Source organism: Pseudomonas sp. GL-B-26 (assembly GCF_019947405.1).
Lineage (GTDB): Bacteria > Pseudomonadota > Gammaproteobacteria > Pseudomonadales > Pseudomonadaceae > Aquipseudomonas.
The window spans coordinates 153,080-165,330 of sequence record NZ_JAGYGJ010000001.1 but is presented as its reverse complement, the minus strand read 5'-3'; the positions used below and the strand labels follow the sequence as shown (position 1 = coordinate 165,330).

General features: G+C 59.6%; 13 protein-coding genes. 5 read left to right on the top strand and 8 right to left on the bottom strand.

Translation table 11 applies throughout. The features are described from left to right. Positions 1-36 precede the first annotated feature (36 nt). Positions 37-1,251, top strand: a complete 1,215-nt coding sequence (locus KGB23_RS00810; RefSeq protein ID WP_223429539.1) for an aldose 1-epimerase family protein — start codon at positions 37-39, stop codon at positions 1,249-1,251. Positions 1,252-1,257: 6 nt separating this feature from the next. Here KGB23_RS00810 and KGB23_RS00805 read toward each other — a convergent pair whose 3' ends face one another. From KGB23_RS00805 to KGB23_RS00795, 3 genes are all read right to left on the bottom strand, one after another. Further along, positions 1,258-2,751: a YifB family Mg chelatase-like AAA ATPase gene (locus tag KGB23_RS00805; RefSeq protein ID WP_223429538.1), complete on the bottom strand. Its 1,494-nt coding sequence runs from the start codon at positions 2,749-2,751 to the stop codon at positions 1,258-1,260. A 228-nt stretch (positions 2,752-2,979) separates the two neighbouring features. Continuing rightward, a complete protein-coding gene (locus KGB23_RS00800) occupies positions 2,980-3,855 on the bottom strand; it encodes a TylF/MycF/NovP-related O-methyltransferase (RefSeq protein WP_223429537.1) in 876 nt (291 codons plus the stop codon). Between the two features lie 309 nt (positions 3,856-4,164). Next, a complete protein-coding gene (locus KGB23_RS00795; protein WP_008076132.1) occupies positions 4,165-4,425 on the bottom strand; it encodes an accessory factor UbiK family protein in 261 nt (86 codons plus the stop codon). A gap of 418 nt (positions 4,426-4,843) precedes the next feature. Here KGB23_RS00795 and glnK point away from each other — a divergent pair, with 418 nt between their 5' ends. The 4 genes from glnK to sutA all read left to right on the top strand — a co-directional run bounded on the left by glnK (position 4,844) and on the right by sutA (position 7,616). Beyond that, positions 4,844-5,182, top strand: a complete 339-nt coding sequence (gene glnK / locus KGB23_RS00790; protein WP_002555808.1) for a P-II family nitrogen regulator — start codon at positions 4,844-4,846, stop codon at positions 5,180-5,182. A 35-nt stretch (positions 5,183-5,217) separates the two neighbouring features. After that, on the top strand, positions 5,218-6,555 hold the full coding sequence (locus KGB23_RS00785; RefSeq protein WP_150657653.1) for an ammonium transporter: 1,338 nt from the start codon (positions 5,218-5,220) through the stop codon (positions 6,553-6,555). Between the two features lie 212 nt (positions 6,556-6,767). Then, the gene (locus KGB23_RS00780; RefSeq protein WP_111448318.1) at positions 6,768-7,193 is read left to right on the top strand and encodes a secondary thiamine-phosphate synthase enzyme YjbQ; all 426 of its coding nucleotides are present in this window, start codon (positions 6,768-6,770) and stop codon (positions 7,191-7,193) included. A 102-nt stretch (positions 7,194-7,295) separates the two neighbouring features. Next, positions 7,296-7,616, top strand: coding sequence for a transcriptional regulator SutA (sutA, locus tag KGB23_RS00775; protein WP_223429536.1), 321 nt, complete (start codon positions 7,296-7,298; stop codon positions 7,614-7,616). A gap of 201 nt (positions 7,617-7,817) precedes the next feature. Here sutA and KGB23_RS00770 read toward each other — a convergent pair whose 3' ends face one another. The 5 genes from KGB23_RS00770 to lysA are packed head-to-tail and all read right to left on the bottom strand — an operon-like array spanning position 7,818 to position 12,242. Further along, complete coding sequence (locus tag KGB23_RS00770) at positions 7,818-8,522, bottom strand: HAD family hydrolase (RefSeq protein WP_223429535.1); 705 nt, start codon at positions 8,520-8,522, stop codon at positions 7,818-7,820. After that, positions 8,519-9,418, bottom strand: coding sequence for a tyrosine recombinase XerC (xerC, locus tag KGB23_RS00765; RefSeq protein ID WP_223429534.1), 900 nt, complete (start codon positions 9,416-9,418; stop codon positions 8,519-8,521). The genes KGB23_RS00770 and xerC overlap by 4 nt, the downstream gene beginning before the upstream one ends. Before the next feature lie 2 nt (positions 9,419-9,420). After that, complete coding sequence (locus KGB23_RS00760; protein ID WP_046045082.1) at positions 9,421-10,146, bottom strand: DUF484 family protein; 726 nt, start codon at positions 10,144-10,146, stop codon at positions 9,421-9,423. A gap of 13 nt (positions 10,147-10,159) precedes the next feature. Continuing rightward, on the bottom strand, positions 10,160-10,990 hold the full coding sequence (dapF, locus tag KGB23_RS00755) for a diaminopimelate epimerase (RefSeq protein WP_223429533.1): 831 nt from the start codon (positions 10,988-10,990) through the stop codon (positions 10,160-10,162). Positions 10,991-10,994: 4 nt separating this feature from the next. After that, on the bottom strand, positions 10,995-12,242 hold the full coding sequence (gene lysA, locus KGB23_RS00750; RefSeq protein WP_223429532.1) for a diaminopimelate decarboxylase: 1,248 nt from the start codon (positions 12,240-12,242) through the stop codon (positions 10,995-10,997). Positions 12,243-12,251: the final 9 nt, after the last annotated feature.

The following is a 12,251-nucleotide window of genomic DNA, read 5'->3' as shown; positions in this document are numbered from 1 at the left end:
TTATAAAAAATGCACAACTCCAAGAAAGGCTTACCCATGAATCCGCTCAAACTCGTCGTTGCCTTTAGCGCGTTGTCCGCTGCTTCCCACGCCATGGCCTGGGATTACGTCCTGCTCGACACCGACAAAGCTTCCCAAAACTGGCAGATCACCAGCCAGCAATTGGGGGTAAAAACCGGCAAACCCTTCTCCGTGACCCTTCGCACCTTGCACGGCGGTCGGCAAGAGGGCGTCAGCATCGTCGACATCGATAACGGCAACATGAAACTCTCGGTAGTGCCGACCCGCGGGATGAACGTCCTGCAGGCGTCGGTCGGCAATGTGCGCATGGGCTGGGATTCGCCGGTCAAGGAAGTGGTCAACCCGTCCTTCATCGAACTCAACGGTCGCGGCGGGCTGGGCTGGCTGGAAGGTTTCAATGAACTGGTCACCCGCTGTGGCTATGAATGGGTCGGCCACCCCGGCATGGACAATGGTGAATTGCTGACCCTGCACGGCCGCGCCGCCAACATCCCCGCGAACAAAGTCACCCTGCACATCGATGAAAAACCACCGTATGCAATCACCCTGCGCGGCGAACTGAAAGAGCAGGCATTCAAGAAAGTCGACTTCTCCGTCGCGACCGAACTGGTCACCGAGCCCGGCAGCGTAGCGTTCGCCCTCAACGATACCCTCACCAACAATGGCGATTATCCGAAGGAATACCAGGCGCTGTACCACAGCAACTTCAGCACCCCATTCCTGGAGCAGGGCGCCCGTTTCGCCGCACCGGTGAAACAGGTCTCGCCGTTCAACGACAAGGCCAAAGGGGATCTGCCGGACTGGCAAACCTATCGCGCGCCGACCAAGGACTACGACGAGACGGTTTACAACGTCGTGCCGTATGCCGATGCCAAGGGTGACACCCTGACCGTGCTGCATAACAAGGCGGGCAGCCTTGGGGTTTCCGTGGGTTTCAATACTCAACAGTTGCCGGTGTTCTCGCTGTGGAAAAACACGGACACCCAAGGGCAGGGCTATGTCACGGGTCTTGAGCCAGGAACGAGCTTTTCCTACAACCGTCGGTATCAACGACCGCTGAATCTGGTGCCGACGATTGCGGCCAAGGAGCAGAAGCAGTTCCAGATCAGCTACAGCTTGCTGGCAGACAAGGGGGCTGTGGATAACGCGTTGAAGCGAGTGAACGAGATTCAGGGCGGGCGGCAGACTGAGGTGCGGCAAACGCCGTTGGTGGATCTCACCAAGGAATAATCCCCGCTAATTTGTGCTCGGCCGGTATTGCAGCGCTTCGGCCAGATGCTCGCGGGTGATGCCGTCGACTTGCTCAAGGTCCGCTAGGGTGCGCGCCACTTTGAGCAGTCGATGGGCTGACCTCAGCGACAAAGTCAGTCGTTCACACGCAGTTTCCAGCCAGGTTTCGTCGACTGTGGATAAGTAGCAGTGGCGGCGCAGGCCTGGCAGATCGAGAAAGGCGTTGGCGCAGCCCTGGCGTTTGTGTTGCCGTTCTCGTGCATCGGCGACCAGAACAGCGGCAGTGGCCGTATCGTCGCCGGCTTTCGGCGCTGGGTTCAGCGCCGTAGCTTCCCGCGCGACGGTCAGGTGCAGGTCGATGCGATCCAGCAGCGGGCCCGACAGTTTGTTGCGGTAGCGCTGGACCATGTCCGGCGTACAAGAGCAGCGGCCGCTCGGCTCGCCAAGGTATCCACAAGGGCAGGGATTCATCGCGGCAACCAACTGAAATCGCGCCGGGAATCGTACGCGGTCACGGGCGCGGGAAATCACGATGTGCCCGGACTCCAGAGGCTCCCTTAAAACCTCCAATACTTTGCGATCAAATTCCGGCAGCTCATCCAGGAATAGAACGCCATGGTGGGCGAGGGTGATTTCGCCGGGTTGCGGTTTCGATCCGCCGCCTACCAGCGCCGCACCTGAGGCAGAGTGGTGGGGTTGTCTGAAGGGACGCTGCGGCCAATGACTCAGCGGTACACAACTGGTGACCGATTGAATCGCCGCGACTTCCAGCGCTTCGTTCTCGGCCAAGGGTGGCAACAGCCCCGGCAAACGGCTCGCCAGCAGGGTTTTTCCCGTGCCCGGCGGTCCACTGAACAACAAATTATGAGCACCCGCCGCCGCAATCAGCAGCGCACGCTTGGCCGCGAGTTGGCCCTGCACTTCATTCAAATCGGGATAGGGTTTGCTGGCGTAGAGCAATCCATTGGACACATAAGGTTCAACCGGCGTGTGGCCATTGAAATGCGCGACCGCTTCGAGCAAATGATCCACCGCAATCACCTTCAACCCCGAAGCCAGGCACGCCTCCTCGGCATTCGCCCGTGGCACCATCAAAGAACGCCCGGCCTTGCGCGCGGCGAGCGCTGCCGGCAATACCCCCCGAACTGCCCGCACGGCGCCTGAGAGCGCCAACTCCCCCAAGCACTCCACATCATCCAGCGTCAGAGTCGGCACCTGCACGCTGGCTGCCAGAATCCCCAAGGCAATCGCCAGATCGAAGCGCCCGCCGTCTTTTGGCAAGTCGGCGGGCGCGAGATTCAAGGTGATGCGGCGTGCCGGGAATTGCAGGCCTGAGTTGATGATCGCACTGCGTACTCGATCCTTGCTTTCCTTCACTGCCGCTTCGGGTAAACCGACCATCGTCAGCGACGGCAAGCCGTTGGCCAGATGGACTTCTACGGTGACGGCGGGCGCCTCCACACCAATCTGGGCGCGACTGTGAACGATGGCCAGAGACATGATCATTCCTTGAGCTGACGAGACCGCTTCCTGCGGTTTCTTGAAGGGTAGACGGGAGGTAGAGCGCTGGCATGAAAACCTGGCCTTCAAATTTGCGCTGAATGTTTCGACGCGAATCTCAAGACAAAGTCGGCTCTGCGTGACCGCACGCTGTGAAGGCCCGGCAGGGCGAAAAAAAACCGCCAGTCAGGCGGTTTCCATGGAAGGGACATCAGATTGTCCAGTTGCTCAGGGTTTGATCAATAGACCTTGACCGGTCGGTAAGCTTGCAATCGACAGGTTCATTTTTGCAGCCCATTCATCCATGCCTTCCTTTTGAGGTTGATAGCCAAAATAGGCGTAATCATCCAGCAAAACAAATGCTCCAGACACCAGGCGATCCCACAAGTAATCAATGGCAGCGACTTCTGGAATAGTGCAGTTCAAGTCAATGTGCAAAAACGCAATTCGGTCTGATTCAATCTGGGAAAGAGTATCCGGAATGCTGCCCTGAATAATTTTTGCATTGGGCCACTCTGCAAAATTTTGTTTCACCGAGTCGAGATTGGTTGTGTAAAAACCAGACGCGAGCTCTTTGCGATTGCGCTCAAAGACGCCCGCGGTCCTTTCGTCATCCGACAAGTAACGTTCATCAAGACCGGCAAAAGTGTCCAATAGATAAAAGGTTCTTCCGGTGTTGTTCCAATCCAGGTCATGCATGATCGCGGAGCTCAAGAAGCCACGATTCACGCCACACTCCACGAAGTCTCCGGTGTACTTGGCTGCTGACCTTGCGGCCCAAAGCCCCAGATGAACTCTCCAGAACCATTTATAATCGCCGCCCGCTGCGGCGACGCCGCGACCATAGGCCGACATAAAGGCGGGATCAACCATGAAGTCATGATTGTGTTTGGACGCCAGCCCGTCGTATTGATAAGCGCCTTCGATTTTCGGATGCAGCGGATTGTATTCTTTCTCTGCAACGTAACGCGCGTCACCCTTGTAAGCGCGCCCTTCCATCAAACCGAATCTCAAGTAGTGATCGGCCGGATCGTACCCTGCCCTGCTGACATCGGGGTGAAGCTCTAAGTATTTAGCGGGGGAAAAATCTTCAGGTAACGACATTAAAAGCTCCATTCTTCTTTTGCTTTTACAGAACCATGGCTCTCGGAGAGGCAGCCGTCAGAAGTCGCTCAAAACTTGATAGTGAGTCTGATTTTTCGCACAGGTTGGCCAGTCGATTGCCCACCCATGCTCATGAGAACTTTCCGCCAGTTAACGACTGCAAGGTCGTCACCGTTTATGCGTTGTTGCAATGCTATCGGTCGCAACGGCCAGGGCTTTAGCTGAGTATTTGAAACGGCCTGCATATCGAATGCAGCATAGATCTTTCAGGCGGATGCCCACGCGGAGCAGGCGCGATCGAGGGGAGGGTTACTCGGCAGGCGGATTCAGCTTCGCTTCAAGCTCCGCCACCTTCGCTTCAAGACTCTCCAACCGTGCACGGGTCCGTGCAAGCACGACCATCTGGCTATCAAACTCTTCCCGGCTCACCAGATCCAGCTTGCTGAAGCCGCTCTGCAACAGCGCCTTGAACTGGCTTTCGATTTCGCTTTTCGGCAGTGGGGTGTCGCCGCTGAAGAGGCGGGAGGCGGTGCCGCTCAGGGCATCGAGGAAGTCTTTGGGTGCGAGCATGGGAAATGTCCTGTCAACAATGGCGGGCAGTGTATCACGCAGTGTCTATAGTCAATCTCGCCGCCAGGGGTGCACGCTTTTCGCGCATGCGGACGGGCGGCCGCGCACTGTTGTTGTGCGTATACGTCGGATCATTTGCGCGGAGGAGCTTGCAGCAGCGGCCAAAGGCTTGAAATCAGTGGGTTTTGGCGAGATGGCAAGCTTTCTGCTTAGTCGGTAGTGACCCATGCACTGATGCAGTCGCTGTGACGAATGCAGTGCGCCAAGCGGAACGGGGGAAGTGTTTCGTGCGGAGTGGTTAGCAGGCGTCGGACGGGCAGGTAAGGCCGACGATGCGTTACAAAGCCAGGCACTGCGCTTAGACTTGAGTCGGGTTTGTTTTCCTGGGGCAAGTCCACCAATTCGGGAGAGAGTTTTCATGAAGCTAGTCACTGCCATCATCAAGCCGTTCAAACTGGACGACGTACGCGAGTCGCTGTCCGAGATCGGCGTGCAGGGCATTACCGTTACTGAAGTCAAAGGCTTCGGTCGGCAGAAGGGTCACACCGAGCTGTACCGCGGCGCGGAGTACGTGGTCGATTTCCTGCCAAAGGTGAAGATCGATGTCGCCATTGACGACAAGGATCTGGACCGGGTTATCGAGGCGATAACCAAGGCTGCCAACACCGGCAAGATCGGGGACGGCAAGATCTTCGTGGTCAATCTGGAACAGGCGATTCGCATCCGTACCGGCGAAACCGATACCGACGCAATCTAAGCCGCCACAAACCCAACGCCCCAGGAGAAAACAATATGACTCTGCGTAAATTCGCAGGGCTAGGAGCCCTGTTGTCCCTCGTAATGCCCAGCCTGGCTATGGCGGCAGACGAAGTGGCAGCCCCAGTCCTCAATTCCGGCGACACTGCCTGGATGATGACCTCGACAGCCCTCGTGCTGTTCATGACCATTCCCGGCCTCGCGCTGTTCTACGGCGGCATGGTTCGCTCCAAAAACATTCTTTCCGTGATGATGCAGTGCTTCGCCATTACCGGTCTGATCAGCATCCTGTGGGTCATTTATGGCTACAGCATCGCGTTCGACACCACCGGCATGGAACAGGGCGTCATCAACTTCAACTCGTTCTTCGGCGGCATGGGCAAGGCATTCCTCGCCGGTGTCACGCCATCGAGCCTGACCGGTCCCGCGGCGCTGTTCCCTGAGGCGGTGTTCATCACCTTCCAGATGACCTTCGCCATCATCACCCCTGCGCTGATCGTCGGTGCCTTCGCCGAGCGGATGAAGTTCTCCGCCATGCTGATCTTCATGGGCGTCTGGTTCACCCTGGTTTATGCACCTATCGCGCACATGGTCTGGTCCGGTAACGGCGGCCTGTTGTGGGACTGGGGTGTGCTGGACTTCGCTGGCGGCACCGTGGTGCACATCAACGCCGGTGTGGCCGGTCTGATTGCCTGTCTGGTACTGGGCAAACGCAAAGGCTTCCCGACCACCCCGATGGCGCCGCACAACCTCGGTTACACCCTGATGGGCGCTGCCATGCTGTGGTTTGGCTGGTTCGGCTTCAACGCCGGTTCCGCCGCAGCCGCCAACGGCACTGCCGGCATGGCGATGCTGGTGACCCAGATCGCAACCGCCGCCGCTGCATTGGGCTGGATGTTCGCCGAGTGGATCACTCACGGTAAACCAAGTGCCTTGGGTATCGCTTCGGGTGTTGTGGCCGGTCTGGTTGCAATCACCCCAGCCGCTGGCACCGTGGGCCCGATGGGCGCTCTGGTCATCGGTCTGGCAGCCGGCGTGGTGTGCTTCTTCTGCGCCACCACCCTGAAACGCAAACTCGGCTATGACGACTCCCTGGACGCCTTCGGCGTTCACGGTATCGGCGGTATCCTCGGCGCGATCCTGACCGGTGTCTTCGCTGCACCGTCGCTGGGCGGCTTCGGCACCGTCACCGACATCGCCGCACAAGTCTGGATTCAGTGCAAAGGCGTGGGCTTCACGGTGATCTACACCGCAATCGTCACCTTCATCATCCTCAAGGTCCTGGACGCTGTCATGGGTCTGCGTATCACCGAAGAAGAAGAGGCTGTCGGCATCGATCTGGCACTCCACAACGAACGCGGCTACAACTTGTAAGTACGCACAAAAAAAATGCCCGGCTTGCCGGGCATTTTTTTGTCTGGAGTTTGTCAGTGAAGGAACTGCTGAAAGGTTTTTTCGTACATGTTTAGTGGCGTTTACGACGAGCGTTTTTCCGCGGCCAATGGCTTACATGATTGAAGGAATATTAGGGCCTTTGTTTTTTCCCAGAGCGCGCTAGAATGCGCCCCGAACGTGCGGAGAACTGTATGTGGCAACAGACTCTGATTACCCTGCGGGCGAGGCCCCGGGGCTTTCATCTGGTAACGGACGAGTTACTCGCCGGCCTGCCTGAACTCAAGGCATGTCGGGTCGGTCTGTTGCATTTGTGGCTGCAGCATACCTCGGCGTCGTTGACCATCAACGAGAACGCCGATCCGGCGGTACGTCGCGACTTCGAACGATTTTTCAATCGTCTGATCCCACAAGGAGCAGACGGCTATGAGCATAACGACGAAGGCCTGGACGACCTCCCGGCGCACTTCAAGGCCAGCGTGCTTGGCTGTCAGCTCAGTTTGCCGATTTCGGCAGGCCGACTGGCGCTGGGGACCTGGCAAGGCGTTTATCTGGGCGAGCACCGTGATTTTGGCGGTGCCCGTAAAGTCCTCGCCACCGTGCACGGTGAAGAGGCATAAACCACTGGTTGCCAGCGGTTGTAGAATTTTTTCCAGCGGCCTTCGACAGACGGCGAAGCTGGGCTATAACTAATCTGCTTTTCGCAAGTCATGAGGTAGAACATGAGCGACGATGATCTGGAAAACGACGACCTCGAAGTAGGCGACGACGAAACCGAAGAAGGTCTGGAAACAGCAGCGGAAGACGTTGCTGACGACGATGGCGGTGAAGCGCCCGTTCCGACCGCCAAAGGCAAAGCCAAGGCAGCGGTATCGGTCGATGAGCTGCCGAGCGTCGAAGCAAAAAACAAGGAGCGTGATGCTCTGGCGCGGGCCATGGAAGAGTTCCTGGCCAAGGGCGGCAAGGTGCAGGAAGTGGAGGCCAATGTGGTCGCCGATCCGCCCAAGAAGCCTGACAACAAGTATGGCAGCCGGCCTATCTGAGCCTGCTACTTGCTTGCTGAAAAAGCCCGCCGTCGCTGCGGGCTTTTTCATGGGTGAAACAAAAATCTTGGGCCTGCGTCGATCCCCTGTGGGAGTGAGCCTGCTCGCGATAGCGGTGTGTCAGGCAATATAAATACTGAATGTCACTCCGCTATCGCGAGCAGGCTCACTCCCACAAGGGGAATATCGGTGATCTCAGGGTTAGTGTTGGGCGTTCCAAAGGGCCAGCAACGCCGGCAACTCGCTCAGGCTGCGGATCTCGGCATCCGGTGCCTTCTCGGCTTCCCACACTTTGCCCGCCGGGTTAAACCAGATCGCCCGCAATCCCGCCTGCTGGGCGCCGGCAATGTCGTCACCCGGATGATCGCCGATATGCACGGCCGTCTCGGCCGTCGCACCACCACGCTGCAACGCCTCATGAAACAGTCGCGCATCCGGTTTGCCGATGCCGATGTCTTCGGCGCACAAGGCAAACTTGAAGTAATCCGCCAGCCCTAAGCGGCGCACATCGGCGTTGCCATTGGTGACCACGCCGAGGGCATAGTGATTGGCCAGCGTCTCCAGGGTCGGTTGTACTTCCGGGAAGATTTCCAGCTGATGCCGGGCATGCAGAAACACTTCAAAACTCTGATCGGCCAGGTCTGAGGCCTGACCCTGGTCGTAACCGGCCTCTTCCAGCGCGTGGAACAAGACTCGGCGACGCAGGGCGCTGATGCGGTGCTTGAGGCTTGGTTCGCTGCTGAGGATCCGCTCTCGAATCGCCCACAAATGCTCCACCGGCACGGCGCCCAGATTCGGTGCATGCTCGGTCAGCCATTCACGCAATACGGCTTCGGCGCTGACGATCACCGGCGCGGTATCCCACAGGGTGTCGTCGAGGTCGAAGGTGATCAATTGAATTCTCATGACTCATCGCCTTTGATGCGTTTGGCCCTTGGATGGGCGCTGTCGTAAACCGTCGCCAGGTGCTGGAAGTCCAGGTGGGTGTAGATCTGGGTGGTTTTGATGTCCGAGTGGCCGAGCAATTCCTGCACCGCCCGCAGGTCCTGGGAGGACTCCAGCAAATGGCTGGCGAAGGAGTGTCGCAGCATGTGCGGATGCAGGTTCTGCCCCAGTTCGCGCTCGCCAGCGGCTTTAACCCGCACCTGAATCGCCCGTGGGCCGAGGCGCCGGCCTTGCTGGCTGACAAACACCGCGTCGTCCGCCGGATTGGTCATGGCCCGTAGCGGCAGCCACAACTCCAGCGCTTCGCGAGCTTTTTTGCCGACCGGCAGCAGTCGGGTCTTGCTGCCCTTGCCGAGCACTTGAACCATGCCGTCGGCCAGGTCCAGCTGATCCAGATTGAGCCCGGTCAGTTCCGACAGCCGCAAACCCGAGGAATAGAACAGCTCCAGTATCGCCTGATCCCGACGCGCCAGAAAATCATCCTCCACCGCGCCCTCAAGTAGTTGCAGCGCGCGATCGGTGTCGAGGGTTTTTGGCAGCCGACGTTCGCCCTTCGGCGGTGCCAGGCCGTTGGCCGGGTCGTGGTCGCAGAGGCCTTCGCGGTTCAGATAATGATAGAGCCCGCGCACCGCCGACAGCAGCCGCGCCAGGCTACGCGAAGATTGGCCCTGTGAATGCAGGCGTGCGATCAGGCTGCGCAGGCGCTGGATGTCCAGGGCCGCCCAACTGCTGATGTTCTGTTTGGCGCACCAGCCCAGCACTTTGTCGAGGTCGCGACGGTAGGCGTACAGCGTGTGAGGCGACACCTGCCGCTCACTGCGCAGGTGTTCGCAGTAAGCGTCCAGTTGCCGTTCCACGATCAGCGTACCGAGCGCAGGGAGGTGTTGACCCGTGGCAGCACACGGCCCATGACTTCGGCGATGTAGCTGAGGAACAGTGTGCCCACCGAGCTCTTGTAGTGCTGCGGGTCGCGGCTGGCGATGGCCAGGACGCCGTGGATGCCTTGGTAGCTGATGGCGACGACGGCGGTGGAACCGATCTGTTTGCGCTGTTCTTCGCCAAACAGGAAGTCCAGTTCGTGTTCACGCAGGCTGCCGCTGACGCTTTTGTCTTCCGAGAGCAAGCCGCCGATGGCCGTTTGCGCGTCGGCATGCGTGACCCAGCGGCCGACCGGCATCGGGTTGTCACCCAGCAGGATCAGGCTGACGAAAGGCACCTGGAAGTCCTGGCGCAGACTGTCTTCGACGCTGATCACCACGTCTTCCAGGCTGGTGGCGTCCATCAGCGCGAGAATCAGGCGGCGGGTCTTGTCGAAGAGGCGGTCGTTGTCGCGGGCCACGTCCATCAAGTGCGAGAGGCGATGACGCAACTCGATATTGCGGTCGCGCAGGATGCTCATCTGCCGTTCGACCAGCGAAATGGTGTCGCCGCGCTGGTGCGGAATGCGCAAGGTGGCGAGCAGTTCTTCATGCTCGACGAAGAAATCCGGATGAGCCTCCAGGTACGCGGCAATCGCCGCCGCCTCAAGGCTTTCGGAAGGGGATTCGTCGGGCTGTAGGGCGGGAACCTGGGGCTTATCTTTCATGGATTCGACTCTCTCAAAGACGCACTTGTCCTTCATAAACGCGCACTGCCGGGCCGGTCATCATGACCGGTTGGCCAGGGCCTGCCCATTCAATGGACAAACGCCCGCCGGGCAGGTCGATCAAAAGCGGCGAATCCATCCACCCCTGGCTGATCGCGGCCACTGCGGCAGCGCAGGCGCCGGTTCCGCAAGCCTGGGTTTCCCCGGTCCCGCGCTCCCAGACGCGCAACTGCGCGCGGCTTCGGTCGATGACCTGGAGAAAACCGACATTGACCCGCGCCGGGAAGCGCGGATGGTTTTCGATTTTCGGCCCCAGTTCATGCACCGGTGCATTGTTGATGTCGTTGACCCGCAGCACGGCATGGGGGTTGCCCATGGACACGGCGGCCAGGTCGACCAGGGTGCCGTCGACGTCAACCTGATAGCTTGTGGCCTGCTCCGGCGCTTCAAATGGAATCTCGGCCGGCACCAGGCGCGGCGCGCCCATGTTGACACCGATCTGCCCGTCGCTGCGGATATCCAGTTCGATGATGCCGCTTTTGGTCTCGACGCGGATCTGCCGCTTCGCGGTCAGGCGCTTGTCGAGCACGAAGCGTGCGAAACAGCGCGCACCGTTGCCGCACTGTTCCACTTCGGAGCCGTCGGCGTTGAAGATCCGATAGCGGAAATCCACGTCCGGGTTGCTGGGCGCTTCGACGATCAGCAACTGGTCGAAACCGATACCCGTATGCCGATCGCCCCATTGCTTGGCGTGTTTGGGCAGGATGTGCGCATGCTGGCTGACCAGGTCAAGGACCATGAAGTCATTGCCCAGGCCGTGCATCTTGGTAAAACGCAGCAGCATGGTTTTACTCCGGCAGCAGGCTTTCGCCAGCAAACAACTCGGCTACCGTCTCACGGCGACGCACTTCAAATGCCTGATCACCGTCCACCAACACTTCAGCGGCACGGCCGCGGGTGTTGTAGTTGGAACTCATGACAAACCCGTAGGCACCGGCCGAATGCACGGCCAGCAGGTCGCCTTCTTCCAGGGCCAGCTGACGATCCTTGGCCAGGAAGTCGCCGGTCTCGCAGATCGGTCCGACGATGTCGTAGGCGCGGGCAGCGGAATTGCGCGGGCGCACGGCGGTGACGTCCATCCAGGCCTGGTACAGCGCCGGGCGGATCAGGTCGTTCATGGCCGCGTCGACGATGGCGAAGTCTTTGTGTTCGGTGTGCTTGAGGTACTCGACCTGGGTCAGCAGCACGCCGGCGTTGGCGACGATGAAGCGGCCCGGCTCAAATACCAGCGCCAGGTCACGACCGTCGAGACGCTCGCGCACGGCTTTGATGTAGTCGGCAGCCAATGGCGGCTCTTCATCGCGATAACGCACGCCCAAACCACCACCGAGATCGATGTGGCGCAGGTAAATGCCGCAATCGCCGAGGCGGTCGACCAGGCCCAGCAGGCGGTCGAGGGCGTCGATGAAGGGTGGCAGGGTGGTCAGTTGTGAACCGATGTGGCAATCGACACCGACCACTTCCAGGTTTGGCAGTTGGGCGGCGCGGATGTACACGTCTTCGGCGTCAGCGATGGCGATGCCGAACTTGTTCTCTTTAAGACCGGTGGAAATGTACGGGTGGGTGCCAGCGTCGACATCCGGGTTCACGCGCAGCGAGATCGGCGCGCGAACGCCCAGCTCGGCAGCGACCACTTGCAGACGTTCCAGCTCATCGGTGGATTCGACGTTGAAGCAGTGCACGCCGACTTCCAGGGCACGACGCATGTCGTCACGGGTCTTGCCGACACCGGAGAAAACGATTTTGTCGGCGCTGCCGCCAGCGGCCAGTACGCGTTCCAGCTCGCCACGGGAGACGATGTCGAAACCGGCGCCCAAACGCGCCAGGACATTCAGAACACCCAGGTTGGAGTTGGCCTTGACCGCAAAGCAGACCAGGTGCGGCATGCCGGCCAGCGCATCGGCGAATGCCAGGTACTGGGCTTCGATGTGCGCACGGGAGTAGACGTAGGTCGGTGTGCCAAAGCGTTCGGCGATGGCGGACAGGGCAACACCTTCCGCGAACAGCTCGCCGTCACGGTAGTTAAAAGCGTCCATGGCGTTCCC